Raw genomic sequence first — 26,246 nt, 5'->3', positions numbered from 1 at the left:
CCCGTACGACCGATCCCCAGGAGTCCTCCCCATGACACAGCCACCGATTCTGGAACTGCGCGGGATCGACAAGAGCTTCGGCCCTGTCCAGGTCCTGCACGACGTCGCCCTGAGCGCATACGCGGGCGAGGTCACCGCCCTCGTCGGTGACAACGGCGCCGGCAAGTCGACCCTCGTCAAGTGCATCGGCGGGATCCACGCCATCGACGGCGGGGACTACCTGTTCGAAGACAGCCCGGTCCAGGTGCACAGCCCGCGCGACGCCGCCGCCCTCGGTGTGGAGATCGTCTACCAGGACCTCGCGCTGTGCGACAACCTCGACATCGTCCAGAACATGTTCCTCGGACGCGAGATACGCCGCGGCATGGTTCTGGACGACTCGACCATGGAGGAAATGGCGGCTGCGACGCTCGATGGACTGTCCGTGCGCACGGTCAAATCCCTGCGCCAGAAGGTCTCCAACCTCTCCGGCGGCCAGCGCCAGACCGTCGCCATCGCCAAAGCCGTGCTGTGGAACAGCAAGCTCGTCATCCTCGACGAGCCCACCGCCGCCCTCGGCGTCGCCCAGACCGCACAGGTCCTCGAACTGGTGCGACGGCTCGCCGACAACGGCCTGGCCGTCGTCCTCATCTCGCACAACATGAACGACGTCTTCGCGGTCTCCGACCGAGTAGCCGCCCTCTATCTGGGGCGCATGGCAGCCCAGGTCAGGACCTCGGACGTGACACACGCCCAAGTCGTCGAACTGATCACCTCCGGCCGCAGCGGCGACCTCGGCCTCACCACCACCTCCAAGGGAGCCGCCGCATGAGCGCCGCCATCGCGCCCCGGAAGCCCGACAGGCCCAGCCGGCCCAACCGGCCCGACCGCACCGCGGACGCCCGTCCACCCGCCCCCACGCTGAGCGGCATCACCCGCACCTACCTGGAGCGACTGCGCGGAGGCGAACTCGGCGCCCTGCCTGCCGTCGGCGGCCTGGTCGTCCTGTGCGTGTTCTTCGCCGTCCTCCGCCCCGTCTTCCTGTCCAACCTGAACTTCGCCAACCTCCTCACCCAGAGCGCCGGCAGCATCGCCATCGCCATGGGCCTGGTCTTCGTCCTGCTCCTCGGCGAAATCGACCTGTCGGCCGGCTACGCCAGCGGCGTCTGCGCCGCCGTGCTCGCCATCCTGCTGACCGACCACGGATGGCCCTGGTACGCCGCGGTGCCCGCCGCCATGCTCACCGGCGCAGCCATCGGCCTGCTCATCGGCACCCTCGTCGCCAAAGTCGGCATCCCCTCCTTCGTCGTGACCCTGGCCGCCTTCCTCGGGTTCCAGGGCATCGTGCTCATCCTGCTCAAGGAAGGCACCAACGTCTCCATCCAGGACCCGACCGTCCTGGCCATCGCCAACGACAACCTGAGCCCCGCACTCGGCTGGGCTCTGCTGGCCGGCTGCGTCCTCGTGTCCGCAGTCCTGCAGCTGCGCCGCAGCCGCGACCGACGCAACCGGGGCCTGCCCGGCGTCCCGGCCGCCCTCCTGGCCGCGCGAATCGGCACGATCGCCGTCCTCGGCGGTACAGCCGTGCACTTCCTCAACGAGGAACGCAGCCGCAACGTCGTCGTCGCCTCCCTCAGGGGCGTCCCGATCGTCGTGCCCGTCATCGGAGTCCTCGTCCTGCTGGGAACGTTCGCCCTGCAGCGGACCGGCTTCGGTCTGCACATCTACGCCGTGGGCGGCAGCGCGGAAGCCGCCCGCCGCGCCGGGATCAACGTCTCCTTCATCCGCATCACCTCCTTCGTGATCTGCTCCTGCCTGGCGTCCATCGGCGGCATCATCGCCGCCTCCCGCGGGAACTCCGTGGACCCCAACACCGGAGGCAGCAACGTCCTGCTCCTCGCCGTCGGCAGCGCCGTCATCGGCGGCACCAGCCTCTTCGGCGGCCGCGGCCGCGTCGTGGACGCCGTACTGGGCGGCCTGGTCGTCGCCGTCATCCAGAACGGCATGGGCCTCATGGGCTACACCTCCGGCGTCAAGTACGCTGTCACGGGCTCGGTTCTGCTGGTGGCCGCCGGCGTGGACGCGCTGTCCCGCCGCCGCTCCGTCCAACGATGAGGTTCGCGCCACGATGAAGGCTGGCCCCTCCCAGGAAGAGATCCGCCAGCACAACCTCGGTGCCCTGCTACGCCACGTCCATCTCGGCGGACCCACGTCACGGACCGACCTCGCAACCCGGATGGGTCTCAACCGCAGCACCATCCTGGCCCTGGTCAACGACCTGAACACCGTCGGCCTGGTCCACGAGGAACTGCCCAGGGTGACCGGCCGCGCCGGTCGCCCGTCCCTCGTGGTCCGGCCCGAGCCCACCCGCGCGCACGTGCTGGCCCTGGACATCGGCGTGGAGCGCTTGACAGCCGCCCTCATCGGCCTCGGCGGCGTGTTCCTCGACCGGCGCGAGTGCGCCTGGCCTCCGGACCATCCGCAGGACCCCGCAGAGGTGGCCGACATCCTGGCCGGCTACGCCCGGCAGATGCTGACCGCCGCTCCTGCCGGCAGTTCCTGCGTCGGGGCCGCCGTGGCCGTGCGCGGCATCATCCGCCACCCCGATGGCCTGGTCAGCCTCACCCCCAACATGGGCTGGAAAGACGTCGATTTCGCAACCGCGCTCGCCGAAAGGCTCCACCCGGAAACCCCCGTCCTCGTCGCCAACGAGGCCAACCTGGGAGCCCTCGCCGAACACCGCCGCGGTGCCGGCCGCGGCAGCCGGAACCTCGTCTACCTGCACGGAGAGATCGGCATCGGCGCCGGCATCGTCATCGACGGCGAACTCCTGCGCGGCCAGCGCGGATACGCCGGCGAGATCGGCCACACCACGGTCAACCCCCATCAGGGCCGGCAGTGCGGCTGCGGGGCCTACGGGTGCCTGGAAGCCGAGGCGGGCGAGCGCGCCCTGCTGGAAGCCGCAGGTCGCGACAGTCGCATCACCGGAATCGACGCGGTGCGGGCGGTGGTCACCGCCGCCGACCGAGGCGACGTCAGCGCTCGTGCGGCACTGCACCGGGTCGGAGACTGGCTCGGCATCGGCGTCGCCAACCTCGTCAACCTCTTCAACCCGGACCTGATCGTGTTCGGCGGAACCCTCCGCGACGTCTTCCTCGGCTCCGCCGCGCAGGTCCGCAGCCGGGTGAACACCAGCGCCCTCGCCGCATCCCGGGCGGACCTGCGCCTGCGCGTCAGCGAACTCGGCAACGACACCGTCCTGATCGGCGCCGCCGAACTCGCCTTCTCCGAGTTGCTGTCGCGACCGCTGGAGACACTGGGCCGCGTGTCGGGTCCGCCGCCCGCCTGACCCCGCCCAGATGATCACCGCCCGCACCGCCCGCACTGCCCGCACTGCCCGCACCGAGGACATCGTCCGGCGCGGACGCCGAACACAGCGGAGCCGTGGGACCCGACGCCCACCCCGTGCGACAGCCGGGCAGAACCGCATGCCCACGATCAGCCTCACCAGCCCGAACGGCCCGCTGGCGAACCGACGAACCGTCACGAAAGAGATCGAGGCTGGACAACGTCGCCCTGGGCAACGACCTGCCGGCAGCGCTCATTCATTCAGCCAGAAGGCTTCCATAGGAAGGCCGCGACCCGTGGTGCCGATCTGCATGGTTCCGTCAGGCAGGTAGGTGGGGCCATTCAGCCAGCGCTCGTTCCTGATGTAGGCGTCACCGGCCATGTCCTGAGTACCGATCATGATCGCTTCCATCGGGGAGTTCATGCCCGTGGTGCCGATCTGAGCCTGGGCGCCTCCCCACGCGCAAGTCCAATTGGAATCCCAACCGAAGTTGCTCCGGTGCGCCTTCATGCAGTACGAAACACTCGCAGGCGACTGGAATCGCACTGCTTCGATATTCCGGGCCTCACCGATCGTGCCGGCCCACTGTCCGCCGCACATCCACTCCTGCCAACCCTTGTTCTGCAGGTGTGCCTGGTAGGCGAAGGCCCCGCCACACGGAGCACTGGAAGCGCCGGCCGGTCCCGCGCCACCGATGAGGCCTGTCGCTGCTATCGACACAGCAGCAAGAGCGTGAACGGTCCTTTTGAGCATCTACTGTCCCCTATTCGCGCGGGGCCTCCGTGCTTGACGCCCCGTCATGGCTTCCCATGAAGGATTTCAGGGCGCTACCCCGGCCGTGTTGGCGCTGCGTCGACAGTTCCTTGGCTTTCCATCTACCGGCCTGCTGGACCGGACAGTGCCTTGCTGCTCTCCACCGGTCCGGGTGCACCTCTCGGCGTGGATCGAGCGGATCCCCCAGTGCGGGTCGGCCGGCTTCTCCTTCCGAGCACGGCGTAGCCCCCGCGGGATGGGGTCCGGTGAGGATGATCGGGGGCGGCCCGAAGCAGCCGGGCGAAAGGCCGTCCCGGGCGTGTCGCGGTCCGGGGTGGGCCGTTCCCCGGGTCTATTGGGAGAACGCGTAGGTTCGGACGGGGTCCAGGTGCAGTTCGTAGGGCCCGAAGCAGTCCGCCGCGAGTGTCGCGACCGCGGCGCCGCAGGGACAGGCCCGGTTGAGTCCTTCGTTACCCATCGGCCCGCAGCAGCCGGTGCTGTTCTCCCCGTTGGGCAGCGGTCGAAGGCCGGGAGCGTCCTCCGGGTGCATCAACACCGTGCCCGGGACGCCCGCCGAGATGACGAAGCCCTCCTCACCGCAGTGCAGCGGCGATCGGGACTGCGCCGGCTTCGGTTCCTCCTGATCGTCCTGCACGACGTAGGGAGGTCCCCAGGGCCCGGGATCGATCGCGTAGCGGCCCCGCGGAACGGTGGAAGGTGCCCGGCGGGTCCCCTTGTCCCGGTCGTGTTCGTCATCGGGAACGTTGGGGACGGCGGCCAGCTCGGCCAGCTCCGGCGTGATCGCGGTGCCGCACTTGGAACAGAGGAAGACGGTCATCCCCTCGTTGTAGCCCTCAGGACTGCTGCTTCGCACCTTCGTTCTGGCTGCTCGACGTCGACGCGCGTGACAACGCTGCGGAAATCGGCGACCGACAGGGCGTGGGTGAGCCGGCCCGGAGAAGCACTGCACAAAGGGTGCGGCGCGCAGCGAAGGTGTCTCCGCCGGCCTGGATCGTGGGGCTCGTCGTCACGGCTGCCGTGCTCGGCCCGTCCGACACTGCACTGCAGTCGGCGCTCTACTACTCGCTGGCCATGCCCGTGCTCTGGTTCCTCGGCAGCCGTGCCGTCGGCCTGCTGCTGTGGCGGCGCGAGAACCTCTGACCCTCCCACAGCAGGAGTACGACGACCCGAAGGCAGCCGAGGCCGCCCGCCGAGCCCATGCCGAGCAACACGACGAACGGCCACCGCGCCGATGGTGGCGCCGACCCTAGTGATACGTCGGTACGACCGGACAGCCCCAGGCTATCGGCCACATGGACGAGGACCATCTCGCCGCCGACCGGAGCGGTCCGGCCGATAACGCCGACCGGGAGCAGCCGACCACGCCTCCTCAGGTCGGACGACGCGCCGCCGGTGCCCGGCCCCGGCCCCGGGGGGTGTCCGGGCATGGTCGGGTCGCTGGAGGGATCGGCGGGGCCGCCCGGGCCCACTACGGCACAGCGGGCCCGGCGGTCCGCCCGGCCCGGGTCGTGGTGTGCCGGGTGGTCGTCTTGCCCGGCCGTGGGTGGGGGTGTCCTAGGTCCGCGTCGGTGTCCCCGGCTCGACGCATGACCCAGTCCCCCAGCACACAGGCTGGAACGCCGTACGCCCTGTTACCGGATCCGCTCTCCTGGGGCGTGACGCCGATCAGTGCGGTGTTCACCGTCATCGGGCTGACGGCCATGGGCGGGGCGCCCGGGTACGCAGCCTGGCGCTGCGGAAAACCGGTGCAGGAGGACCGTACGGCGGCTCTAGGCTCTGCGGGCCAAGAGGGCGGAACAGGGGTACGGATGAGCAGCAGGGCAGTGGTGGGGGCCGTGAACGCGTTGGCCGGGCGGTGGGCCCGGGTGGCTGCGGTGGCGGGGCAGAGCACGGTGTTCTCCCCGGTGGGGGTGTGGCCGTTGCTGGGGGTGCTGGCGGGCGGGGCGGGCGGGGCCGCGCGGGCGGAGCTGGCGGCGGCGGTCGGGCTGCCGGCCGAAATTGCTGCGGAAGGTGCCCGTCGGCTGCTGGCGGATGTCGGCGGGATCCCTGGAGTGTCCACGGCGGTGGGCCTCTGGGCGGACCGTCGGATCGTGCTGGAACCCGACTGGGTGGCCGCTCTGCCGGAGCACGGACTCGGTGAGCTGACCGGGGTCGAGACCGTCGACCGCGCCCGCCTCGACGCCTGGGCCGCGAAGGTGACGGGCGGACTGATCCCGGCCATGCCGGTGGAGCTGGACGAGGACACCCGCCTGGTGCTGGCCGGCGGGCTGACCGTTCGGACGCGCTGGATCCGCCCGTTCACCGACGGCGTCTTCGTGCCGGAGCAGGGTCCGTGGGCCGGGCGGGTGCTGGCCGCACTGTTCCGCCGCACCGCCTTGCTGGACCGCGCGGCCGTCCTGCGCGGCGAGGTGGGGGCCGTCACCGAGTTGTCCGTGCTCGGGTACGGCGGGATCGAGGTCCGGCTGCTGCTCGGCGAGGAGGCGCGGACGCCGGGTGAGGTGCTCCGGACGGGGATCCGGGCGGTCTTCGGGGAGGAGGTGGAGCGGGTCACGGCCGACGTGCTGCCTGCCGCCGAGGCCGGCCCGGGGATGACCGTGAGCTGGGAGCGGAGCTGGCGGCCCGAGCCGGGTCTGGGGGTCATGACGGTGCCCTTCACCGTCGACACCGAACACGACCTGCTCCGGCCGGCCGCTCCCTTCGGCCTCACCACCGCAGCCGACCGCAGCCGGGGCCACTTCCCGGGTGTCAGCCGCAGCACTCCCCTGGCGGTCGGCTCCGCCAGACAACGCGCCGTGGCAGCCTTCAGCGCGGAGGGCTTCGAGGCGGCAGCCGTGACGGCGATCGCGCTCGACGTCGGCAGCGCGGCCTGGCGCCAACCGCCTTACCGTGTCCGCAGCGTCGCCGTCTCCTTCGACCGCCCCTTCGGCTTCCTGGCGGTCCACCGCGCCTCCCGCCTGGTCCTGGCCGCGGGCTGGGTGAACGAAACCCCCGCCCACCAGCCCGACTGCGACGAAGGCTTCGACGACGATCTCCGACTCCGTGGCTGAACAGTTCCCGGCGGCAGCGGGCCAAAGCGGCGGACCGGGACGCACAACCAGGCAGCGGCACCCGGCAGGACAGGTCCGGACCACCGTTGTCGCACCGTCCTCTCTCCTTCGGGCGGGTGGCTGCGCAGGTCACGGCCGGCGACGCCTGCCGCCGGCCACCGGCAGCACGTGCTGATCTCGCGCACCGGGATGCCACGGCGGGAGGGCAGCGGTTCGGCAGGCGCTGGCGTCGGTGTCGGCGTCCGGCGGTGCGTCGGGGATGCCCGGCTTTCAGACGTGGGAAGTGAGGCCGGTGACGGGGTCGTGGGAGATCAGCGTCGGCAGATGCGGGTCGTACCGGACGGCCTCGGCGGTCAGCAGGGCCGGTCGCCGGCCAGCCGTCGCGATCTCGGCCAGGAACCGCAGCACGGCGGCCCCTCCCGCCCCGTCGAGGACGTCCTCGGGCCGGAACGGAGAACTCGATCTCCTCCTCGTCGTAGGGCACGGCGAAGAACCAGACGGCGCCGAAACGGGCCCGGACGGAGAAACTCCTCCCCCGGCCCTCCGGCTCGTCCGCCCAGACGCGGAAGAGGTCGGCAATGGCGGGACGCACGGGATCGAGCCGGGGGCACGGGTGCTCCACCTCCGTCTCGTCGGCCACAGCGCGCAGGCGTTCCAGGACGGCGATCCACTCGCCGCGGGTCGTGGCGAGGACCCGGATGTCTCTCAGACTGCCGTCGAGATGGAAGACATCACACATCCACGGCTCAGGCAGGCACCGCGCGCGAGTACCGCGCTCACCGACGTGGACGTCCTCGTGCGTCAACTCGCCCAGCCCTCTCGCGTTCGTCTCTCCCGTAGCAACGATTCGCTGTCAGCGCTTCTGTTCAGGAGAGGGAGCTGGGAATCACCGGTTCTTGAACTCCTCGATGGCCGCCCAGATCGTTTCCTGCATCGTGTGGCTTCCGCCGTGCCCGGAGTCCTCGATGATGCGGAGCCGCGCGTCGGGCCACACCTTGGCCAGCTCCCACGCTGTCTGCACCGGGCTGCCCATGTCGTGTCGGCCGTGGATCAATACCGCCGGGATCCCTGCCAGCTTGTGGGCGTTCCTCAGTAGTTGGTCTTCCTCCAGCCATGCTCCGTTGCTGAAGAAGTGGGCGCAGATCCGCACGAACGCGATCTGCGCGTCGATCTCGCGGTCGCTGTACATGCCGGGTCGGCCGTTGGGCTCGTTGGAGATGACCGCGTCCTCCCACGTGAGCCAGTCGATGGCGGCCTTCTCCCGGATCGCCCGGTCGGGGTTCTCCATCAGCCGTGCGTAGGCGGCCAGGAGGTCGCCGTCCCGCTCGTCCTCGGGAACGCCGTCGCGGAACCGGTCCCACGCTTCGGGGTGGAAGCGCCCGGCGCCCCGGTAGAGCCAGTCGATCTCATCGCGGCGGGTCGTCGTCACCAAAGGGATGATCATCTCGCTGACCCGTTCGGGGTGCTGCTGCGCGTAGGCCAGGGCAAGGGTCGCGCCCCAGGAGGCGCCGCTCAGCAGCCACCGCTCGATACCGAGGTGTTCGCGCAGCCGCTCCATGTCGTCGATGAGGTGCTGCGTGGTGTTCAGGGTCATGTCCGCGGCCGGGTCGCCGGCGTGCGGGGTGCTGCGGCCGCAGTTGCGCTGGTCGAAGCGGATGACGCGGTAGCGGTCGGGGTCCCAGGCTTTCGGCGGGCGTTGTGGAGCGCCCGCACCCGGGCCGCCGTGGACGCTCAGGGCGGCCTTGCCCTCGGGGCTGCCGAACTGCTCGTAGTAGATGCGGTTACCGTCTCCGGTGTCGAGGAATCCGTGATCGTAGGGATGGGTCGGAGCGTTGAGGTCCACCATGATTGCCGATCCTACGAGGGCCATCGCCGCCGAACTCCGGGAACGGGCAGGCACGGGGCAACTCACTGGCGGAGGAGTGGATGGCCGCTCGCGGCGGAAACGCTCGCACGGCAGTCGTCATGCAGGTGCCGGCCCGGGGTGGGGCCCGGGAACGCCACCGACACGGGCTGAGAGCCTGGAAAGCTGCCGGTCAGGGATGCGCTGCGTGGCACGGGCCAGTGAGAACCGACAGGTGGGCGGCGCGCGGCTCACACCAGGGTGACGTGCATGCCGCCCTTCTGGTCCTCACGGGCGGTGTCCGGCGGACTCGTGAAGGCGGTACCGCGGGATCGCAGGCGCGACGGCCGGGGTCGGAGGAGCGATGAGTGACGAGCCGTGGACCGTCGAGCGGATCAGCCGGGCTCCGGGCACGCCGGTTCTCACGGCCCGGTTCCTCGGCGAGATCAACGGGCGCCGGCCGGTGGCCTCCTCGCGGTCTTCACCCGCCGGCAGACCGCGGCCGAGAGCCTTGAGACCCCGTCGGGGCGTCGGACCCCGTCCTGGACCCCGCCCGGCGGCGATCCGGCTTCGCGGTCCGACGCGGACGAAGGGTGGCCGTACCGGTGACAGGACTCCGGCGCGGTGGCGGCGGAGGCTGCCGGACGTCCTCGATCCGCCGGTTCCTGCGGGGTCCGGGGCCGCCCGCACCCACGCGGCGGAGCCGCCGGCCGACGGAGTCCCCGGTCTCTGGCGTATCGCCCCGGCGCCCACAGTGCGTCCCGCGCTACGACGGCGCTACCGGGACGATACGGGCCGTCCCAATGATGGGACCGCAGCCGTCCGGGGACCACCGACGGGACCGCTCGGACCGAACGCCGGAGGTGCCGGCGTCGTAAGGAGGAACGAGATGCGCATCAGGAAACTCCTCGCCGCGGCCGGTGTGGCCGCCGCCGTCGCCACAACCGGCCTGGCCACGGCGGACACCGCCTCGGCGATCAACTACGACTGCAGTGGCGAGAGCCACGCCGTCTGCCTCTACTACAACTCCGGTGCCTACGGCTACGGCGCCTACTTCCAGCAGGGCGGTGACATCCACGACTACGGGGCCTACTGGTTCCAGCCCGGCCTCAACGGCAACAGCGGTGTGGGCAACACGGTGAAGAACAACGCCGCGGCCGTGGACAGCTGGTACGGCGGAAACTTCGTCGTCTACTACAACAGCTGGTACGACTGCAGGTACGCCTGCCAGACCATCCCCGCGTGGAAGACCGTGGACCTCAACAGCACGCTGAAGAACAACAACGCCTCGGGCGCCTTCCACTGAGCCAACCCGGGTCCGTGTCCGGCCCCGTCCGTTCCCGGGTGGCTCCCGCGGTGGTCCACGGCCGTCCCCACCGGCCGAGGACCACCGCGGGAGCCGATCCACCGAGTCCTCCTCGCGAGAGAGATCCCACTCGTGTCACGACGCCCGCGCCGTACCGCCCTGCTGATCGCCCTGCCGCTCCTGCTGGCCGGTTGCGCGAGCGCAGTTGCGGAGCCGAAGCCCGGCACCGCCTCCCCGTCGCGCACGGACCCCGTTCCCCCGGTCTCCGCCGTGCCGGCGCTCGACTCGGCCAACGACAAGCCGCTGCCCCTCGACGGCTACCTGCTCAATTACGAGCAGCAGACCCAGGTCGAACAGGCGCAGGCCAAACTGGTCACCGCCTGCATGACCCGGCTCGGGTTCGCCTTCACCTTCCCCCCTTCGCCCAGGGAACTGCGTGGCAGTGACGCTCCCACCACGCGGATCGACGGCCGCTACGGGCCGCAGAACGCCGCGACGATGGCGGCCTGGGGCTACCACCCGGAGGGCGGCGTCCCCGCGGAGAAGATGCAGCCCAAGTCGGCCCCGGCGCCGAAGTCACGGGAGGAGACGATCGCGGCGACCGGCTCCTCGGACCCGAAGCAGCGGTTCGGCCCGGGAGGCCAGCTCGTCAACGGCCGGAAGGTGCCCGACCACGGCTGCTTCGGCGAGGCCAACCAGCGGCTCACCGGCACCGTGGACGGGCAGATCGGCGACCCGCAGACGGCCGTCACCCTCAAGTTCCGCACACTGAGCGAGTCCCAGCAGGACACGCGCACCCAGGCCGCGTTCGACCGATGGTCTCAGTGCATGAAGGGGAGCGGCTTCGACTACCGGGACCCGGTGACGGCGATGGGCGACCCGGAGTGGAACAGAACGCCCATGCCCACCCCGCACGAGATCCGGGTGGCCAAGGCGGACGCGGCCTGCCGGCACGAGCACAACGTGGTGGGCATCTGGTACGCAGTGGACTACGCCTACCAGCAGGAGGTGATCGCCGCCGAGGGGAAGGCGATGGCCGAGGCCAAGGCTGGCCTGGAGACCCAGGTCCGGGCCGCCCGCCAGGTCCTGGCTTCCTGATGCTGCTGTCAAGCGGACTCGGTGACCGGCGGTGTGACCTGGTAGCGCCGTTGGTCACGGATCAGGGCCCGAAGGACGTTGACGCGTCGCCGGGCCAGAGCCATCACGGTCACGGCCTGGACGTGCCGCTTGCCCTCCGCTCGTTTGCGGCCATAGAACGCCATGGAGTTGGGGTCACATCGGATGCTGACCGGCGCGGAGGTGCAGAAGACCCGCTGGAGCCCGCGATGGTAGAAGGTCGGCCGGTTCAGCGTCCTCGGCCGTAGATCGCCCGCAGCCGCCACGGCGGCCCGTACGGTGCGGGGTCGACGGCATAGGTCCCCGCCTCCAGCAGCGGGGGATGCAGTTTCTCCCAGTGGGTGCCGGCCAGGTGGATCGGCAGCGCCACCTCCGACACCGCCGCCGTCAGGACCGCACCGCAGTACTCCGAGTTGATCAGGGGCACGATCTTGTCGAGGTCGGCGATGCACGCCCAGAGAATGGCGATGCCGTGGTCATCGAGCCCGCCGTTCAGCTCCCTCTGGACGAGTCCGGCGACATCGGCGTCCAGGAGGATCAGTTCCACGCCCTCGATGTCGACGCCGCGGAAGCTGTCGGGGTAGAGGGCGCGCCGGTGTTCCTCCCACAGACGGGCGAGTCGTTCTTCAGGCTGTGCTCCGCTCACGTCGACAACTGCCGGTTCTGCCTCGGATGTCGGGCGGAGGAGCAGGGAAACGGCATCGAAGACGACACGCACCATGTCGATGGCCGTGACCGGATCGAGGGCGGCACTTGTCGCGGTGCCCTGCGTGAGTTTGTCCCGCAGCCGGCGGCTGCGGTCGAGTTCCGCCGCGAGGTCTGCTGTGGACGGCGAGCTGTGGTGGGATACCGGGGAGAACTGCCGCTCCCTGAACGGTGATCCGCTCACCCCGGCGCCGGTGGGCCCGGGATGAGGGCCTTGCTGTGCCGGCCGTTGGACAGGCCTTGCAGCCCATTCGGCTACAGCTCCACGCGCCGCTCGACGGCCGACGGATCGGACGCGGATCCATGGCGCAGCACGACGTGCGCGGGGCGGAACGGCAGGTTGCGCAAGGTGGGTGCCATGACGGCGAACAGCGCATCGGCGTCGGGTCCGTAGGCGTAGAGCACGGCCTCGCCACCCCCGAACTCGTTCCCGTCGAACTCGCCGACCCCGGCTCGTTCGATCACCTCGCTCAAGAGTCTCTGGGCCTCGCGGACCACCGCCCGTTCGCCCTGCCCGCCGAACCCGTCACCCGCCAGTCGGTACCGGCCGATGACAGCGTGCTCGGCGTCGTCCTCCGCAATTGCAACACCCAGGTCAGCCATGCGGAAACGATCTCACCCCGGACCTACAGCATCAGCGGGCATGCCGACCGACGATCCGAGCCGAGTCATCGCCCGCCTTGAGGCGACGTCAAGACGTCGGGCTGGCCTTCCGTCAGGAGTTCCCGGAGTGCGGCCTGTCCGCCTTCGCCCGGGGCCCGGACGGCATGCCCCCGTCCCGGGGCACCCTTCGAGCGGCGGGGCGCCCCGCGGCGGTCAGAGCGGTGTCGACGGTGTCCAGGTAGGTGCCCGTTGTCCGGCGGGGACGCCGGTGGTGCTGTGGCGGTGGGAACCTAGCGGGTCCGTGCGGCGGGTCAAGAGGGAGCCGCCGGGCACGGTGGAGCGCGGTATGCCTGCTGGGTGTCGGTGGGAACGGGCGATGGGGTCGGCGCCCCGGGCCATCCATTTGCCTGCTCGGGGCGCCACCGTCCCGGGCACGCCGGGGCCGGACGGGCACCCGCTTCGGGCTGATGCTCTTGGACTGCGCACCGGGGACCACCGCAACGGGTTGCGTCCTGCGGGCGGGGACCTCAGACTTCCGCTGCCCGGGGCCGTACGTGACCCGATCATCGTTTGAACGGCCGCTCCCCGGCAGAATGGGGCTCATGGCCTCCTCCCCTTCGGACACCGCCCCGGACTCCTCCGCGATGCCGCGGAGCGGCGACGGGGATTTCCCGGCCGACCTGCTCCGCGCGGCCGCAGAGCTCGGCCTCGGCCTGCCGGTGCCGGAGGAGCGATGGGAGCGCAAGGCCGAGTTCAGTGGTGGCGACGGCCGTCGGGCGGTCGTGCTCGCTCTTCGTGAGGAGCCCGGCTACTGGGTGCGCTGCTACGAGCAGAGGGCCTGTCTCGCCACCGGGACGACATCGGACCCGGCCGCCGTGGTGGCGGCCGTCGCGGCGTGGACGGGCGGCGCGGGCCTCGAACGGGCCCGGGAATCGGCGCCGTTCATCGGGTTCGGAGACTGGGCCCTGGAGCACGAGCGCGAGCCGTTCGGTGCCGTCGAGCTGGCCTGGTGGCACAGGCTGGACCGCGGCCGCGCGGCCCCGTGGGTCCACAACCCCCGGGCCCAGGCGCTCCTGGAAGCGGCCCACGCACAGCCGGAACTCCGCCGCTTGATGCCCGTCACCAGCCACTTCATGCTCTGGTTCTCCACCCGCATCAACTACCCGTACATACGGGTCGGGTACTCGGTCGACCCGCTCCACGACGGGCAGTACCTGGTACGGGACCGGGGAGAGATCATCGCGCACACCGCCACCCCCGAGGAGGCCGTCGCCCTCGTCGTCGCCGCCCTGCCCAAGGACACCGGCCCCGCCAGCTGACCCCGCCCCGCCGACCCACTCCCCCGCCCCGCCGGTCCGCTACCCCGGCTCCCGGCCCGGCGTGCCACGACCGGTCGGCATCCGGGTATCCACCGGACACGCTCAGGACCACCGGGTCGGCATCACCCCGAGGCCTGCCTGGTCCGCCTGCCCGACGGCCACCAGGAGATCACCAGCCCACGTCTGACCTCGACCCAGGCGCGCCAGGTCGCCGACGCCGTCATCGGTCGCCTGGAGTCGGCCACTGCCGGACCGCTGCCCGGGTTCACCGGATCGCGGAGCCCCAGCCGGTCGTCGAGATCCTGGCCGGCACCGGCCGCCACGGCCAGGTCCGCTACGTCCGCCTCGTAACCGGTGGTGACGCCCTCGCCGCGGATGCGCATGTGGACGGCCTCTGGGTATCTCGTGGACGGTCTGCCCGGTCGGGGTGGATGATCCGGCCATGCCGACTGAAGAAGAGCTCGAATCCATGGAGGCACGCATCGCGGCCGCATCCGTGGGTCCGTGGGTTCCCGTGCTGGAGACTCGTGGTGCGACCGGCGGGGCGAGCTGCATCCAGATCGCCCCAGCCACTGCCGTGGAGGACGATGAGATCCATCTCAGTCGGTTCACCAACGGAGAACAGGTCCAGGTCAGTCCGGACCTGCAACTGGATGCCGATCTCGATTTCATCGCCTCCGCACGACAGGACGTGCCCCGCCTGATCGCTGAGGTGAGGCGACTTCGAGGCCTGCTGGAGGGGGACAGTGACCGGCGGCACGTCGCTTTCGTGGCACTCCGTGAGCTCGGCCGAAGCCAGGACTACCGTGACCGGGCGGATGCCGGTCGCGGCCTGGCTGCTTTCGCCGACATGGAGGAGGCCCTCGGGCCGCTGCTGGAACTCGTGCTCGACCCGGGTGACACCTTCGTCACGCGGGTGACCGCAGAAGCCGTGCTTCGGCGAATGGACAGGATCGGGCTGACGATCGTCGCCTCCGCGATGGCAGTCGCCGACCCGAATCACAGCGATTGGATCCACACCGCGATCGTCGGTGTGTTCAGCATCTTCTCCGAGGACAGGGACAAAGCGCTGCAGCTGTGCGCGGAGATGCTGCGGGACGCCGATGACCGCGTTGCCCTGGGGGCCCGTCAGCTGCACGACATCCTGGCCGAGATCGACCCCGTGCTTCGCCCCGCGTAGCGCGGATCATCCCGGCGAGTGGCGATCCGAGCTTCGAGGCCGGCGATGCGGCGGTCCTGGAACCGCAGCTTCGAGCGGGCGGCCCTGAGGCGTTCGTCGAAGGACCGGTCGTCGGCGATGAGCTGCCGGTGTGCAGGCGACACTCCTGCCGACCACGGTCTCATCGGCCCAGGCGGACACGTCACCGGGTGAACGGTAGAACACCGCAGACCAGGGCCTGGCCTACAAAGGGTGGAACGCCCGGTCAGACCGCACCCGGGGCGGCCTGGGTCTCCTGGTCGGCCGTCAGGAAGTCGGTGATCCGGCGGTTGGTCTCTGCGGGCGCGGCGGTGGGCAGCGCGAAGTGGGTGAGATCGGCGAGGGTCTCGATCCGGGCGTGCGGTACGGCCTTGCGGGCGCGGGCCGCGACCTTCGCCGCGTCGTGGGTGCCGCTGCGGCCGGCGAGAAGGACGAGGAGCGGGACGCTCAGCGTCGTGGGGTCCGGGCGGCGGCCGACGACCAGCTTCCGGTCCGCGAAGCCCGAGGCTGCCAGAGCGTAGAGCCGCTTCCAGTCCGGGTCGGTGTCCGTGCCCGCCGTCTCGCGGTCCAGGTAGGCGAGAGCGCGGGTCACCGTCGGGCGGACCAGGACCGGCAGCGACCGCAGGAGGAAGGCGGGGCGGTAGCCGGCGAAGCACTGGGTCGGGTCGAGCAGTACCAGCCGGTCGACCCGCTGCGCGGCGTGCAGGGCGTACGTCAGGGCGATCCAGGCGCCGTAGGAATGGCCCAGCAGGTGCACGCGGGATGCACCGAGGCCGTTGAGCAGCGCGTCCAGCCAGTCCATCAGGTCGGCGGTGGTGCGCAGCGGGCGCCCCTCACGGGTGCTGCGGCCGGCGTCGCCGAGGATGTCGACGGCGAGCACCCGGTGACGGGTGCCGAGCGCCCGGGCGTTGGCGAACCAGACTGCCCCGGTGGAGCCGCCACCGTGCAGGAGGAGCAGCGGGGTGGCGTCGGCGGGCCCGTAGGCATGGATGCGGGTGGTGCCGTACGGGGTGGGAACGTCGATCTCGGTGGTGCCGGCGGGCCAGCGGGCGAGCAGTGCGTCGTAGGCGGCGAAGAACTCCTGGGATTCGGACACGGTGAACTCCTCGGACATCGTCTCGTTGACCAATTCTCTCGCTTGGCGAGATACTAGCTGAGTGAGCGATGACATCTCCCCAGCGATGCGGCTGGTTCACCTCCTGCGCGCGGTATCCGTGGAATTCGATCTGCGCGGAGCCGAGTTCGCCGGACAGAACGGCCTGCACCCGACCGACCTGCGGGCCCTCATCTGCCTGCTCGACGCCGAGCGGGCGGGGGCCACCGTCACCCCGGGACGGCTCGGCGAGGCGCTGCGGCTCAACTCGGCGGGCACCACCGCCCTGCTCGACCGGCTGGAGCGCCTGGGGCTGGTCCGTCGCAGGCGCGACGAACACGACCGGCGACGGGTCCTGCTGACGGTGGACCAGAAGGCCGTCGAGCTGGGCTGGGCCTTCTTCGGTCCGCTCATCGCCAACCTGGTCGAGGCGGCCGAGGACTTCACCCCTGGCGAACTGGACACCGTTCACCGCTACCTGACCGCCGCCCTCCACGTCGCCGCTCCCGCCAGTACCCCCAAAGGCCCCCGGTCGCAGACCCACCCGTAGCAAAGGCGCCATCTCGGGGACTTCACCAGCCGCACCGCAGCGCCCGCCGCCTTGGCTGCTCGGACGGGGAGCATGTCGCGCCTTCGCGGTCTCAGCCGGTGAGTGTCCGGTTCCCCGGGACGGAGAGCAGGGCGAGGCGTTCGGCGTCCTCGGTGGCGGGTCTGGCGGTGCAGGCCATGATGCGAAGGTGGTCGCCGGCGACCTGGAGGACGTCGCAGTCCAGGGTGAGAGCGCCGACGGCGGGATGGTCGATGGTCTTGCGGCTCGACTGGTGCTAGGCGGTGGTGCGGTGTGGAGGGGGTTGGCGATGCGCTGGGTCCAGGTCGCGTCGTAGACGGCGACGGGGATGTTGCCGAGGCGGTCGAGGATGCGGTGGACGCCGGGGTGATGTGGCGGGGGACCGCGCCGGGGCCGGGTACGGCGAGTCCGGCGAGGCGGAAGAGGTGTTCGCGTTCGCCGCTCTCCAGGCGCAGGGCACGGGCGAGGACTTCGACGATCTGGGGTGAGGGGTTGCGGGCGCGCCCCCGTTCGAGGCGGATGATGTAGTCCGCGGAAATCCCGGAGAGGTGGGCGAGTTCTTCGCGTCGGAGTCCTGGGGCGCGTCTGCGGCCGCCGGCGGGAAGGCCTGCCCGGGCGGGGGTGGTGCGGTCGCGCCAGGTGTGCAGGGCTTCGCCGAGTTCGGTTGGGGACATGCCGTCATTGCGGCAAAAAGCCTCTTTGTCTTTCCTGGTACTGACAGTGCCAGGAAGTCGGGTCTACTACCTGATGGGGTGAATGGTGCCCATGCTGAATGCATGAGCGGAACACCAGACCCCAGGACACCCCGGTGGCCGGGTTCGTCGGGCCGGGCGATCAGGGTCTGCCGATGGCCCGGGCGATCGCCGAGGCCGGGTTCCCTCTGCGTGTGCGGGCCTGTCGTCCCGCCTCTCCGGCGCCGCTCGCCGGTGTGCCGCACGGGGCGGCGGACTCGTCCGGTGCGCAGCGCACCCCCGCCAAGCCGACCGGCTGAGCCGGATCGCCTTCGAAGGGAAACACCTCCGTGAGCAAGCTCGCTCTTGTCACCGGCGCGACCTCCGGCATCGGCAAGGCCTTCGCCGAGCGCTTCGCCGCCGACGGTTACGACCTGATCATCGTCGGCCGCCGCCAGGACCGCCTCACGCGCTGACTGCCTGCGCGAACAGATCGACCAACCCGCCAGCGTCCTGGCCGAGGCCGAGGCCCGCCTCGCCGAGATCGTCACCACCGGCAAGGTCATCGACGGCCTCACCCCAGCCGACCACGAACCGGCCTCCGCGGAGACCGCCACCACCCACCAGCGCATCGTGACCGCCTTCAACGAGCATCCCGGGCGGGTCTTCCGGGTTCGAGACCTCCACGAACTCCTCGGGCTGCCCACCGGCGAGCCCTCGATCAACGTCACCCGCTCCCGCCTGGGACGACTCGTTCGTCAGGGACTCCTCGACCAACCCGACGCGGCCGCTACCAGAGACGGACTTAACGCCCTCTCAGCACCGGGGGCGCATCCGTTCTGACTCTCTTGAGGCCGCCGGCAGCCGAGCATGACCGGCGCTCCCCCGGCTCACGCCAGACGGTGAGCGACGTCCTCGGCCGGCATCAACAACGATCGGGCCAGGCGTCGAAACTTTCGAAGTAGGTGATCTTCCAGGGTCGCCATTCTTGGCTTTCAACACCCCCAGAGCTCTTGAAAGTTGCATAATTACGCAGACAGTCCTCCTCAAGTTGGCCTGTGATCAGGGGATATTTTCAACCAGGGGAGCCTCCACCTCTCGGAATGTTTCCGCATTCTTGTCGAAAGTGTTGACAGCCCCGACAGGTGCGGGCCAGCATCATCGCGATCGGCAGGCTCCACGACGGCCGATCCGAGTCGATCCTCGCGACTTGGTCCCCAGGTGTTCTCCGGTCGCCAACCCTGCGGCACCCAGCCACCCGGCCGCACTGCACCACACCCGCACGCGCCGGCCGCCACCTCGGCCGCGGCGCTGCGCCGGGCACGCCACGCCGCACCCCTTCCGTCCGCCCCCACTGAAGAGGAAGCACGCTCGTGAAACCCATCCGTCCCACCCGGGGCAGCCGCCTCTCACGGCTCGTCAGCAAGGCGCGCATCCTTGTCGTGGCCTTCGCAGCGGTGCTCATCATCCCCACCGTCGCGAACGCCGACACGACCATCTCGTCGAACGGCACCGGTACCAACAACGGGTACTTCTACTCGTTCTGGAGCCAGAACAGTGGCCAGGCCTCCATGACCCTGGGTGCCGGCGGCCAGTACAGCACCACGTGGACCAACGTCAACAACTTCGTCGCCGGCAAGGGCTGGAACCCGGGCACGACCGACGCCGTGACCTACTCGGGCTCGTGGAACTGCAACGGCAACTGCTACCTGTCGCTGTACGGCTGGACCACCAATCCGCTCATCGAGTACTACATCGTCGACAACTACGGCAACTACAACCCGAGTTCGGGCGCCACCAAGCTGGGCACGGTCACCAGCGACGGCAGCACGTACGACCTGTACTCGACGCAGCGCACCAACGCCCCGTCCATCGAGGGCAACAGCTCGAACTTCACGCAGTTCTGGGCGATCCGCCAGTCGAAGCGCACCGGTGGCACCATCACCGTGTCCAACTTCTTCAACGCGTGGGCGAAGGCGGGGCTGAACCTCGGCACCCCTAACTACGAGATCCTGGCCACCGAGGGCTACGGCAGCAGCGGTAGCTCCAACATCACGGTCAGCCACGGGACCAGCGGCGGCACCACCAGTCCGTCGCCCACCCCGACCAGCACCGGCACCAGTCCGTCGCCCACCCCGACCAGCACCGGCACCAGCACCGGCACCGGCTGCACCGCAACCTTCACCAACTCGTCCGACTGGGGCTCCGGCTTCACCGGCGCGGTGACCGTCAAGAACAACGGGTCCGCCGCCACCAACAGCTGGAAGGTCACCCTGACCTACACCGGCAACCAGACGGTCACCAACCTCTGGAACGGCACCTACGCCCAGTCCGCCAAGGTCATCACGGTGAACAACACCGCCTACAACGGCGCCGTCGCGGCGGGTGGCACCACCAGCTTCGGCTTCAACGCCAACTACAGCGGAACCAACACCGCTCCGACCCTCGCCTGCACCGCGAGCTGATCGGACGCCATCAGGCGCCGGGCTGCCTGCCGCCCCTCCGGGGGCGGCAGGCAGCCCGGCGGGGGTTGCGGGCTTCAGGGAGCTGCTCGACCCGCACCTCGATCACGGTGCCCCCGATCACCGGCAGGCCGATGTCGAGCTTCGAGCACTGGCCCGCGAAGTAGCCGCTGCCCAGGACCTTTTGGGACATGTGATGCCAGGCGCGGACCTCCACGCGGCCGTAGCGCCAGTTTCGGGGACAGCGAGGGCCTGGTCAGGGCGGCACGGGTTGACAGCTGCAGACGGTTCGAAGCGGTGGCCGCGCACGCCGTTGCGGCCAGGCGCGGGTCAGGCCCAGGGCGTTGCAGCCTCGACGCCCGTACCCACCAGATGGTGGTCAAGGAGGACGGCAAGCCCGACCGGACCACCCGATCGCCGCAGGCACCGGGGCTTCTGTGCGGTAACAGCCGCGCGCACCGACGGGATTGGGCAACATGCCACGGGGGAAGTCTCCGTTCCGTGGCCGTCGACTGAAGTGGAGCCCCTGCGAGGTGAGCAACCGCTGTCCGAGAGCAGGGGAAACTTCAGGGACGGAGTCGGCGCATGGTGGAACGACGCATGTCGGTGGCGACCCACTGGGGCAGTTTTGTCGCGGTGGTCGATTCCGGTCGGTTGGTGCGAATCGAGCCGAGGGGCGATGACCCCGCACCGTCGCCCATCGGCCCCGGAATGGTGACGGCCGCCGACGACGGTGCCCGCGTGTTGCGCCCCGCGGTGCGCAAGGGCTGGCTGAACGGCCTGCCGCGCGCCCACACCACTGCTCGTGTGGGCGGGCGGCGGGGCGACCTCAGGCCAGGCAGTCCTCGATGGCCCGTGGGTGGGCAGTCCCTCCGCGCCGCGGACCTCGATGCGTAGGTCGAACTCGTCGCGCAGCGCCGCCGCCTGCCCGGAGGTTGCCAGCAGGCAGTAGTCGTCGGCGCAGGCGCCGTCGCCGGGGATCCAGTGGAAGACCCGCGGGTCCTCGCCGCCCGGGACGAGGTCGGAGATGCCCTCCGCTTTCGGAGGAAGCCCTGCGGACTTCGCGTACCGGCATGATCTGCCGCTGGCACCGAACCCGACGTCCCGCCACCGGCCCGTGGCGCAGCGGCGGCGAGTGATCACGTGCGCGTGCGGACGCGCCGCGCCGCAGGGCGGGACATCGGTACGGCACGCCGTCCGGTGTGCCGCTCACGTGGTCCGCTGCGGGGGGACCTGGAGGGTGCCGTAGCGCTGCATCCGCTGCCAGCGCAGGCGGGAGCCCGCGAGCGCGGTGCACACGGACTGGATGACGACCAGGTACATGAGCTGCCGGTAGACGAACTGCTGCAGCGGCAGTGTCCACAGCGGCCCGAGGCGTTCGCCGTCCAGCCGGAAGGCGTAGACACCCATGCCGGCCTGGAGGACGAGGAAGGCGCCCCACAGTCCGATGATCCGCACCGGGTCGAGGAAGACCAGGCCGTAGACCGCGAACACGTCGACGACGGGTGCGAGCAGCGGCAGCAGCACCTGGAACACGAGGAGGTAGAGCAGCCCGCGGCGGCCGAGCTTCCCGGCCTGGCCTCGCTGGGCGAGTGCCGCGCGGTGCTTCCACATCGCCTGGAGGGTGCCGTAGCACCAGCGGTAGCGCTGGCGCCACAGGGCACCGAGCGAGGCAGGGGCCTCGGTCCAGGCCTTGGCGCGCTCCTCGTAGACGACCCGCCAGCCCTCGCGGCACAGGGCCATGGTGAGGTCGGTGTCCTCCGCGAGGGTCTCCTCGGCAACACCACCGATCCGCAGGAGCGCGGAGCGGCGGAACGCGCCGACGGCCCCCGGGACGGTGGGCATGCACTCGGCGAGGTCGAACAGGCGCCGGTCGAGGTTGAAGCCGACGACGTACTCGATGTGCTGCCAGCGGCCGAGCAGACCGCCGCGGTTGACGACCTTCGCGTTGCCCGAAACCGCACCGACTCGGCGGTCAGCGAAGGGCTGGACGAGCATGCGGACGGCATCCGGTTCGAAGACCGTGTCGCCGTCGACCATGACGACGAGCTCGCCACGGGCGTGCCGCAGGCCGTTGTTGAGCGCCGCCGGTTTGCCGGCGTTGGCCTGCCGGATCACCCGCACCCAGGGCAGCGCGAGGGATTCGACGAGGTCGGCGGTGCCGTCGGTGGAACCGTCGTCGACGACGATCACCTCGAGCGGATGGTCGGAGGCCACCAGCGAACGGACGGCCGCTTCGATGCCGGCGCTCTCGTTGTAGGCGGGCACGATGACGGACACCGGCGCGGTGACGGGCGGACCCCAGCCGCGGGCCCGGATCCTCTTGTGGCGCCGGGCGGCCGCCACCAGGGCCACGGCACGCAGGACGCCGATGGCACCGGCTGCCCACAGCAGCCATCCGAGGACCTCGAGGATCCAGGAACTCGCGCCGAGGGCTCCGACGAGGGCCAGTCCCTGCCAGTGCTCGGCGGTGGTGGCCGGGTGGACGGGATCGGTCATCCCGACGGCGTCGGAGACCGTGGCGAACCGCAGGCCGTCGGCCTGCAGGCGCGGCAGGAGGACGTCGAGCGCGGCGAGGGTCTGACTGCGGTCACCGCCGGCGTCGTGCATCAGCACGACCTGGCCGTCCCGGCCCTTCGGGGTGGCGCCGGCCACGATCCGGTCGGTGCCGGGCCGGCGCCAGTCCTCGCTGTCGAGCGTGGTGAGCACGGTGAGGTAACCCTCGCGGCCGGCTTGCCGGACGGCCTCCCAGCCGGCGTCGGTGAGTGCGTCGTTCTCCGAGGAGTACGGGGGGCGCAGCAGCGGGGTGGTAACGCCGGTGGCTCCGGCGACGACCGCCTGGGCTTCGCGCAGTTCGAGGGATCGCCGCCAGGCGGGGGCGGCGGCGAGGTCGGCGTGGGTGAAGGTGTGGATGCCGATCTGGTGGCCCTCGGCGACGATGCGCCGGGCGAGTTCCGGGTGGGCGGCGACCTGGGTGCCGACGACGAAGAAGGTCGCGCGCACGTGGTGGCGGCGCAGGACGTCGAGGATCTTCGGCGTCCACTCGGGGTCGGGCCCGTCGTCGAAGGTCAGCGCGAGGGTGCCGGCGGCGGGGCCGGCTGTCCGCGGCTGGGCGCCCGATGCGTCGATCACGGGCCCGCCGGTGCGGACCTGCTCGGGTACGGACGCCGCGCCGCCCCGCGCGGGGGCCGCGCCGTCCGCCTCGTGGCCGTACATGTGCTGGGTGTAGCCCTGGAGCAGGAGGGCCGCGGCCAGGGTCAGCACGAGGGCGGTGAGGAGCAGCCAGTGGGTGCGCAGCGGGACCTGGCGGACCATGCGGCGGCGGCCCCGGCGGGTACGGCGGGCGCGGCGGGCCGCTGGGGGTCGGATGGTGCTGGTCACGGGTGGTTCGCTCTCCGGGAGGTCTGCCGGCCGGTGGCCGCCGGGTGGCGGTGCACGGTCGTCAGGGGGTCTTGGTGGGGCGGCGGCTGGGCTGAGCGGTGGACTTGCCGTGGGTGGCTGCCGAGGTGGGAGCGGCCGTGGCTGCGGGGGGTGGGGTGCTCGCCTGCGCGGGCGTCCGTACCGCGGTGGTGCGGGTGGTCGGCGTGACGCCGCGGGTCGGGGAGGCCGGGGCTGCCGGTGCGGTGGGTCGGGCCGTGGTCGTCGCAGCTGCGGTGGGGGTTTCGGGGGGCGCGGCCGGGGCGGGGGCGGTGCGGGCCGGGTTTCCGGGCAGGAAGGGGGCGTCGAGGGTGGGTCCCCCGAGCGCGCTGCTGGCGAGCAGGGCCAGGTAGCCCGCGGCGGGGACCGCGAGGATCCGTCCGGCCCGGCGCACCCGGCGCTGTCGGCGGCCGGAGGCATCGACGAACACGGGGGCGGGTGTCGGGGGCGCGGGCGGATGGTCCGTAGACAGCGTGTGGTCGATCACCGTGGTTGCTCCACATCGGGGCCGGGCGGCGTCAGGTCGCGGCGAGGGGGTGTCGGGCAGGGGCCCGGAGGAGGCGTGGCCGGGGTGGTCGAGCTCTTCGATCCGTCCTGCCCGCGCCCGGAAGCGGTGCTCGCCCCTGCGGCTGCGGGCAGGGCCTTGCCGTACCCGGCGACCCGGTCCCTGCCGCCTGCAACGGCGGGCAGCGCGGCCGGCGGGACAGCGCGGCGCCGGTCGGCGGCGTGCTTCCCGGCTGCCGGCCTGGCGTGTCGCCGTTCGTGGCACCGTTCGTGGCGGCGGCTCGGGTACGGGCGGCACCGGGGTGCGCCACCGGGGGCGCGGGGCAGGCCGCCGGTGCTCGCGGCGAGCGCGGCAACGCCGAGGGCCGTGACGGGGAGCGCGGCAACGCCGAGGGCCGTGACGGGGAGCGCGGCAACGTCGAGGGCCGTGACGGCGAACGCGGCGGGGAGGGCCTTCACCGTGAAGGCCCTCCTACGCGCGACTCCTGTCACGACTGCTCTCCCACTCTCCGGTACCGGGTTGCGACGAGCCTCCCGGAAGGCGGCCGGTGCCGTCCGCTCTCCGGCCGGTCCGTCGTTGGCAGCGGGTGCTGCCGACGGCGGCGAACAGCCAGGTGAGGCTGCGCGGCGGTGAGGGGGGGCGGGCCGGCCTCCGAGCCGGCCGGGTCGCCGCGAAGCAGCTGCTCGGCGGTGACGCGGTCGATCCGGAGGGATCGGTCGGTGCTCAACTCATGTCCTTCAGCGTCGCGGCCCGCGCGGGCGTCACACCCTGCGGCGGACTTTCTTCGGCGGCCTGCTGCCGGGGCACTCCGGCGGTCGCTCGGCCGGTCGCTCGGCCGGTCGGTTCCAGCAGCCTCGCGAGCCGCTTCGGTCCGCGGTGGGCGGCCGTCCCGACCGTGCGCCGGCCCGCTTGCCCAGCACCCGCGCGGCGCTCTGCGCGTCCAGGCCCGGCCGGACACCGTCGTGCCCGGAGCACAGCCGAGCCGTCCACTCCGGGTTCGCATCCGGCCGACAGGGTCTCGCCGCCGGGCAGCGACGGTGGGAGAAGGCCAGGTGGAAGGCGAGCGGGAATCCGCGGTGCAGCGGGTCCGGCTGGGGACGGTCGTCCGGGAGTGGGGCCTGATCGGTCGCACTGGTTTCGGCGGGCCGCCGACCCGCATCGCCCTGCCGCGCAGGCTCTGCGTGCCGGTCCTCGCCCTGGCCGCCCTCTTCCTGGCCGGAAGCCCGCCGCTACGGGCGAGGGGCGCCGCCGGTGCCGGGGCGGCGGTCGCCGCGGACGCTTCTCCGGCCGGCCGAAATCCTGGGCCCCGATCCGCACTCCGTGCGGGTCACCGGGCAGCGCCCGCCTCGGCGCCACGAGCGGAACGGCGACCGGCAGCCGGCCCCCGAACAGCAGGCCCGCAGCCTGCCCGGAGCCGCGCGTTGTCCGCAACCCCGGGCCCGGTGGCGCCCGCAGGAGCGCGCGCACCACCGGCCGATGCGTCACACGTGCGCGTTCTACGCGTTCGGGTCCCAGTCTGCGAGCTGCTCCATCGGCTCGGTGTCGCCGGTGGTCTCCAGGCCGTCGAGCGGGACGCGCTCGTAGAAGTAGAGGACCAGTTCGCTCGCCGCGCCCCGCATCGCCATGTCGCCCGGCTCGGCGTCGGCGGCGAGGTCGTCGCAGCGGACGCCGTCGGCGTTGAGGGTCAGACGCCAGGAGCGGCCCTCGGTGGTGTGCAGGTCGATGGTCGCCGGCTTGAACGGCCAGGGGACGGTCGTCGCCGAGACGGTCGTCAGGAACTCGTCGACGCCCTCGACCGCGACGTCCGCCGGCAGCGGCTGTGCGGCGCCCTGGATGAGCTGGACGTCGTAGGTGTGGACGGCGATCTCCTGGATCTGGTGCCGGGCCACGGCTCCGCTGGTCTCCGGGGCCTGCGAGCGGCCCCACCAGGTCCAGCAGCCGCGGTCCGGGCCGGCCTCGCGCATCGCGTCGAGCATGAGCCCGGTCGACTCGGCGAGCCAGGCGTCCAGCGCTTCGCGATCGCGGGGCGCGGTCGGGGCGCCCTTCGGGTCCGTCCTCGCCGGGGGCTCGGCGCCCGGGCCCGCCGCGACGATGGCGGCCTGGCGGCGGCGGCCGTCGCCGAGGTGCTGCGCCAGGTCGCGCAGCGTCCAGTCCGGGCAGGTCGGGACCTGCACGTCGAGGTCGGGGGCGGACGCGATCGCGGCACGGAACGCGGCCGAGCGGTCTTCGATCAGCCGCAGGACCTCGGGGAACTCCAAGATTTTTTGCACGTCGGTTGTGTATCACGGCGT

General features: G+C 71.4%; 26 protein-coding genes and 3 pseudogenes. 13 read left to right on the top strand and 16 right to left on the bottom strand.

Features of this window, described 5'->3' with window-relative positions; all coding sequences use genetic code 11:
• Positions 1-31: 31 nt before the first annotated feature.
• From OG335_RS35145 to OG335_RS35135, 3 genes are read left to right on the top strand one after another with little or no spacing between them, the layout of a single operon-like run.
• Positions 32-811 carry an ATP-binding cassette domain-containing protein gene (locus OG335_RS35145; protein ID WP_405015200.1) on the top strand — a complete coding sequence of 260 codons (780 nt, stop codon included), beginning with the start codon at positions 32-34 and terminating at the stop codon, positions 809-811.
• Positions 808-2,094, top strand: coding sequence for a sugar ABC transporter permease (locus OG335_RS35140; protein WP_405015199.1), 1,287 nt, complete (start codon positions 808-810; stop codon positions 2,092-2,094). Before OG335_RS35145 ends, OG335_RS35140 begins: the two co-directional genes overlap by 4 nt.
• A gap of 13 nt (positions 2,095-2,107) precedes the next feature.
• A complete protein-coding gene (locus tag OG335_RS35135; RefSeq protein ID WP_405015198.1) occupies positions 2,108-3,328 on the top strand; it encodes an ROK family protein in 1,221 nt (406 codons plus the stop codon).
• A gap of 252 nt (positions 3,329-3,580) precedes the next feature.
• On the opposite strand, the gene OG335_RS35130 is transcribed toward OG335_RS35135, so the two are convergent.
• The 3 genes and pseudogenes from OG335_RS35130 to OG335_RS35120 form a co-directional block, all read right to left on the bottom strand.
• Entirely contained in the window at positions 3,581-3,739 is a 159-nt protein-coding gene (locus OG335_RS35130; RefSeq protein WP_405015642.1) for a hypothetical protein, read from the bottom strand.
• Between the two features lie 141 nt (positions 3,740-3,880).
• Positions 3,881-4,081 (bottom strand): annotated as a pseudogene (locus OG335_RS35125) (hypothetical protein); the annotation flags it as partial.
• A 352-nt stretch (positions 4,082-4,433) separates the two neighbouring features.
• Positions 4,434-4,919, bottom strand: coding sequence for a hypothetical protein (locus tag OG335_RS35120; RefSeq protein WP_405015197.1), 486 nt, complete (start codon positions 4,917-4,919; stop codon positions 4,434-4,436).
• A 155-nt stretch (positions 4,920-5,074) separates the two neighbouring features.
• On the opposite strand from OG335_RS35120, the gene OG335_RS35115 reads away from it, so the two are divergent.
• Both OG335_RS35115 and OG335_RS35110 read left to right on the top strand, forming a co-directional pair.
• Positions 5,075-5,242 carry a hypothetical protein gene (locus tag OG335_RS35115; protein ID WP_405015196.1) on the top strand — a complete coding sequence of 56 codons (168 nt, stop codon included), beginning with the start codon at positions 5,075-5,077 and terminating at the stop codon, positions 5,240-5,242.
• A 668-nt stretch (positions 5,243-5,910) separates the two neighbouring features.
• Positions 5,911-7,149: a serpin family protein gene (locus OG335_RS35110; RefSeq protein WP_405015195.1), complete on the top strand. Its 1,239-nt coding sequence runs from the start codon at positions 5,911-5,913 to the stop codon at positions 7,147-7,149.
• 270 nt (positions 7,150-7,419) lie between these two features.
• Here the strand turns inward: OG335_RS35110 and OG335_RS35105 are convergent, their stop codons facing one another.
• Both OG335_RS35105 and pip read right to left on the bottom strand, forming a co-directional pair.
• Entirely contained in the window at positions 7,420-7,557 is a 138-nt protein-coding gene (locus tag OG335_RS35105; RefSeq protein WP_405015194.1) for a hypothetical protein, read from the bottom strand.
• 478 nt (positions 7,558-8,035) lie between these two features.
• Positions 8,036-8,995 carry a prolyl aminopeptidase gene (gene pip / locus OG335_RS35100; protein WP_405015193.1) on the bottom strand — a complete coding sequence of 320 codons (960 nt, stop codon included), beginning with the start codon at positions 8,993-8,995 and terminating at the stop codon, positions 8,036-8,038.
• 886 nt (positions 8,996-9,881) lie between these two features.
• Between pip and OG335_RS35095 the strand changes: the two genes are divergently transcribed.
• Positions 9,882-10,298 (top strand): hypothetical protein, encoded by a 417-nt coding sequence (locus OG335_RS35095; protein WP_405015192.1) that lies wholly within the window; start codon positions 9,882-9,884, stop codon positions 10,296-10,298.
• Between the two features lie 132 nt (positions 10,299-10,430).
• Positions 10,431-11,396 (top strand): hypothetical protein, encoded by a 966-nt coding sequence (locus OG335_RS35090; RefSeq protein ID WP_405015191.1) that lies wholly within the window; start codon positions 10,431-10,433, stop codon positions 11,394-11,396.
• 8 nt (positions 11,397-11,404) lie between these two features.
• Here the strand turns inward: OG335_RS35090 and OG335_RS35085 are convergent.
• From OG335_RS35085 to OG335_RS35075, 3 genes and pseudogenes are all read right to left on the bottom strand, one after another.
• Positions 11,405-11,647: pseudogene (locus OG335_RS35085) on the bottom strand (IS110 family transposase); the annotation flags it as partial.
• Entirely contained in the window at positions 11,644-12,303 is a 660-nt protein-coding gene (locus tag OG335_RS35080; protein WP_405015190.1) for a hypothetical protein, read from the bottom strand. The gene OG335_RS35080 and the pseudogene OG335_RS35085, both read right to left, overlap by 4 nt.
• A gap of 71 nt (positions 12,304-12,374) precedes the next feature.
• Entirely contained in the window at positions 12,375-12,722 is a 348-nt protein-coding gene (locus OG335_RS35075) for a hypothetical protein (RefSeq protein ID WP_405015189.1), read from the bottom strand.
• Between the two features lie 602 nt (positions 12,723-13,324).
• Between OG335_RS35075 and OG335_RS35070 the strand changes: the two genes are divergently transcribed.
• Positions 13,325-14,041: a DUF6193 family natural product biosynthesis protein gene (locus OG335_RS35070; protein WP_405015188.1), complete on the top strand. Its 717-nt coding sequence runs from the start codon at positions 13,325-13,327 to the stop codon at positions 14,039-14,041.
• Positions 14,042-14,163: 122 nt separating this feature from the next.
• Here the strand turns inward: OG335_RS35070 and OG335_RS35065 are convergent, their stop codons facing one another.
• The gene (locus tag OG335_RS35065; protein ID WP_405015187.1) at positions 14,164-14,424 is read right to left on the bottom strand and encodes a hypothetical protein; all 261 of its coding nucleotides are present in this window, start codon (positions 14,422-14,424) and stop codon (positions 14,164-14,166) included.
• 59 nt (positions 14,425-14,483) lie between these two features.
• Here OG335_RS35065 and OG335_RS35060 point away from each other — a divergent pair, with 59 nt between their 5' ends.
• Positions 14,484-15,221 carry a hypothetical protein gene (locus OG335_RS35060; RefSeq protein WP_405015186.1) on the top strand — a complete coding sequence of 246 codons (738 nt, stop codon included), beginning with the start codon at positions 14,484-14,486 and terminating at the stop codon, positions 15,219-15,221.
• 244 nt (positions 15,222-15,465) lie between these two features.
• Here OG335_RS35060 and OG335_RS35055 read toward each other — a convergent pair whose 3' ends face one another.
• A complete protein-coding gene (locus OG335_RS35055) occupies positions 15,466-16,353 on the bottom strand; it encodes an alpha/beta fold hydrolase (RefSeq protein ID WP_405015185.1) in 888 nt (295 codons plus the stop codon).
• 67 nt (positions 16,354-16,420) lie between these two features.
• Between OG335_RS35055 and OG335_RS35050 the strand changes: the two genes are divergently transcribed.
• Positions 16,421-16,882 carry a MarR family winged helix-turn-helix transcriptional regulator gene (locus OG335_RS35050; RefSeq protein WP_405015627.1) on the top strand — a complete coding sequence of 154 codons (462 nt, stop codon included), beginning with the start codon at positions 16,421-16,423 and terminating at the stop codon, positions 16,880-16,882.
• Between the two features lie 91 nt (positions 16,883-16,973).
• Here OG335_RS35050 and OG335_RS35045 read toward each other — a convergent pair.
• Positions 16,974-17,574: pseudogene (locus OG335_RS35045) on the bottom strand (helix-turn-helix domain-containing protein).
• 347 nt (positions 17,575-17,921) lie between these two features.
• Between OG335_RS35045 and OG335_RS35040 the strand changes: the two are divergent.
• On the top strand, positions 17,922-18,047 hold the full coding sequence (locus tag OG335_RS35040) for an SDR family NAD(P)-dependent oxidoreductase (protein WP_405015184.1): 126 nt from the start codon (positions 17,922-17,924) through the stop codon (positions 18,045-18,047).
• Here OG335_RS35040 and OG335_RS35035 read toward each other — a convergent pair.
• Positions 18,037-18,258 carry a hypothetical protein gene (locus tag OG335_RS35035; RefSeq protein ID WP_405015183.1) on the bottom strand — a complete coding sequence of 74 codons (222 nt, stop codon included), beginning with the start codon at positions 18,256-18,258 and terminating at the stop codon, positions 18,037-18,039. The genes OG335_RS35040 and OG335_RS35035 overlap by 11 nt on opposite strands.
• A gap of 686 nt (positions 18,259-18,944) precedes the next feature.
• Between OG335_RS35035 and OG335_RS35030 the strand changes: the two genes are divergently transcribed.
• Entirely contained in the window at positions 18,945-20,036 is a 1,092-nt protein-coding gene (locus OG335_RS35030; protein WP_405015182.1) for a glycoside hydrolase family 11 protein, read from the top strand.
• 10 nt (positions 20,037-20,046) lie between these two features.
• Here the strand turns inward: OG335_RS35030 and OG335_RS35025 are convergent, their stop codons facing one another.
• Positions 20,047-20,226 carry a hypothetical protein gene (locus OG335_RS35025; RefSeq protein WP_405015181.1) on the bottom strand — a complete coding sequence of 60 codons (180 nt, stop codon included), beginning with the start codon at positions 20,224-20,226 and terminating at the stop codon, positions 20,047-20,049.
• A 392-nt stretch (positions 20,227-20,618) separates the two neighbouring features.
• Here OG335_RS35025 and OG335_RS35020 point away from each other — a divergent pair, with 392 nt between their 5' ends.
• Positions 20,619-20,930: a hypothetical protein gene (locus tag OG335_RS35020; RefSeq protein WP_405015180.1), complete on the top strand. Its 312-nt coding sequence runs from the start codon at positions 20,619-20,621 to the stop codon at positions 20,928-20,930.
• Between the two features lie 312 nt (positions 20,931-21,242).
• Here OG335_RS35020 and OG335_RS35015 read toward each other — a convergent pair whose 3' ends face one another.
• From OG335_RS35015 to OG335_RS35005, 3 genes are all read right to left on the bottom strand, one after another.
• Positions 21,243-23,348, bottom strand: a complete 2,106-nt coding sequence (locus OG335_RS35015; protein ID WP_405015626.1) for a bifunctional polysaccharide deacetylase/glycosyltransferase family 2 protein — start codon at positions 23,346-23,348, stop codon at positions 21,243-21,245.
• A 127-nt stretch (positions 23,349-23,475) separates the two neighbouring features.
• A complete protein-coding gene (locus OG335_RS35010; RefSeq protein ID WP_405015179.1) occupies positions 23,476-23,880 on the bottom strand; it encodes a hypothetical protein in 405 nt (134 codons plus the stop codon).
• 1,571 nt (positions 23,881-25,451) lie between these two features.
• Positions 25,452-26,225, bottom strand: a complete 774-nt coding sequence (locus OG335_RS35005; protein ID WP_405015178.1) for a maleylpyruvate isomerase N-terminal domain-containing protein — start codon at positions 26,223-26,225, stop codon at positions 25,452-25,454.
• Between the last annotated feature and the right edge of the window lie 21 nt (positions 26,226-26,246).

The organism is Kitasatospora sp. NBC_01539 (assembly GCF_045040525.1).
GTDB lineage: Bacteria > Actinomycetota > Actinomycetes > Streptomycetales > Streptomycetaceae > Kitasatospora.
The sequence above is the reverse complement of the archived record's forward strand: the minus strand, read 5'-3'. Positions and strand labels throughout refer to the sequence as shown.

Excerpts from the sequence above, each read along its gene's own strand:
- OG335_RS35050 (WP_405015627.1), top strand. The coding sequence starts at position 16,421 with ATGCGGCTGGTTCACCTCCTGCGCGCGGTATCCGTGGAATTCGATCTG.
- OG335_RS35140 (WP_405015199.1), top strand. The coding sequence starts at position 808 with ATGAGCGCCGCCATCGCGCCCCGGAAGCCCGACAGGCCCAGCCGGCCC.
- OG335_RS35065 (WP_405015187.1), bottom strand. The coding sequence starts at position 14,424 with ATGCGCATCCGCGGCGAGGGCGTCACCACCGGTTACGAGGCGGACGTA.
- OG335_RS35020 (WP_405015180.1), top strand. The coding sequence starts at position 20,619 with ATGGTGGAACGACGCATGTCGGTGGCGACCCACTGGGGCAGTTTTGTC.
- OG335_RS35135 (WP_405015198.1), top strand. The coding sequence starts at position 2,108 with ATGAAGGCTGGCCCCTCCCAGGAAGAGATCCGCCAGCACAACCTCGGT.
- OG335_RS35095 (WP_405015192.1), top strand. The coding sequence starts at position 9,882 with ATGCGCATCAGGAAACTCCTCGCCGCGGCCGGTGTGGCCGCCGCCGTC.
- OG335_RS35110 (WP_405015195.1), top strand. The coding sequence starts at position 5,911 with ATGAGCAGCAGGGCAGTGGTGGGGGCCGTGAACGCGTTGGCCGGGCGG.
- OG335_RS35060 (WP_405015186.1), top strand. The coding sequence starts at position 14,484 with ATGCCGACTGAAGAAGAGCTCGAATCCATGGAGGCACGCATCGCGGCC.
- OG335_RS35120 (WP_405015197.1), bottom strand. The coding sequence starts at position 4,919 with ATGACCGTCTTCCTCTGTTCCAAGTGCGGCACCGCGATCACGCCGGAG.
- OG335_RS35070 (WP_405015188.1), top strand. The coding sequence starts at position 13,325 with ATGGCCTCCTCCCCTTCGGACACCGCCCCGGACTCCTCCGCGATGCCG.
- OG335_RS35130 (WP_405015642.1), bottom strand. The coding sequence starts at position 3,739 with ATGGAAGCGATCATGATCGGTACTCAGGACATGGCCGGTGACGCCTAC.
- OG335_RS35025 (WP_405015181.1), bottom strand. The coding sequence starts at position 20,226 with ATGTCCCAAAAGGTCCTGGGCAGCGGCTACTTCGCGGGCCAGTGCTCG.
- OG335_RS35055 (WP_405015185.1), bottom strand. The coding sequence starts at position 16,353 with ATGTCCGAGGAGTTCACCGTGTCCGAATCCCAGGAGTTCTTCGCCGCC.
- OG335_RS35015 (WP_405015626.1), bottom strand. The coding sequence starts at position 23,348 with ATGGTCCGCCAGGTCCCGCTGCGCACCCACTGGCTGCTCCTCACCGCC.
- pip (WP_405015193.1), bottom strand. The coding sequence starts at position 8,995 with ATGGTGGACCTCAACGCTCCGACCCATCCCTACGATCACGGATTCCTC.
- OG335_RS35145 (WP_405015200.1), top strand. The coding sequence starts at position 32 with ATGACACAGCCACCGATTCTGGAACTGCGCGGGATCGACAAGAGCTTC.
- OG335_RS35075 (WP_405015189.1), bottom strand. The coding sequence starts at position 12,722 with ATGGCTGACCTGGGTGTTGCAATTGCGGAGGACGACGCCGAGCACGCT.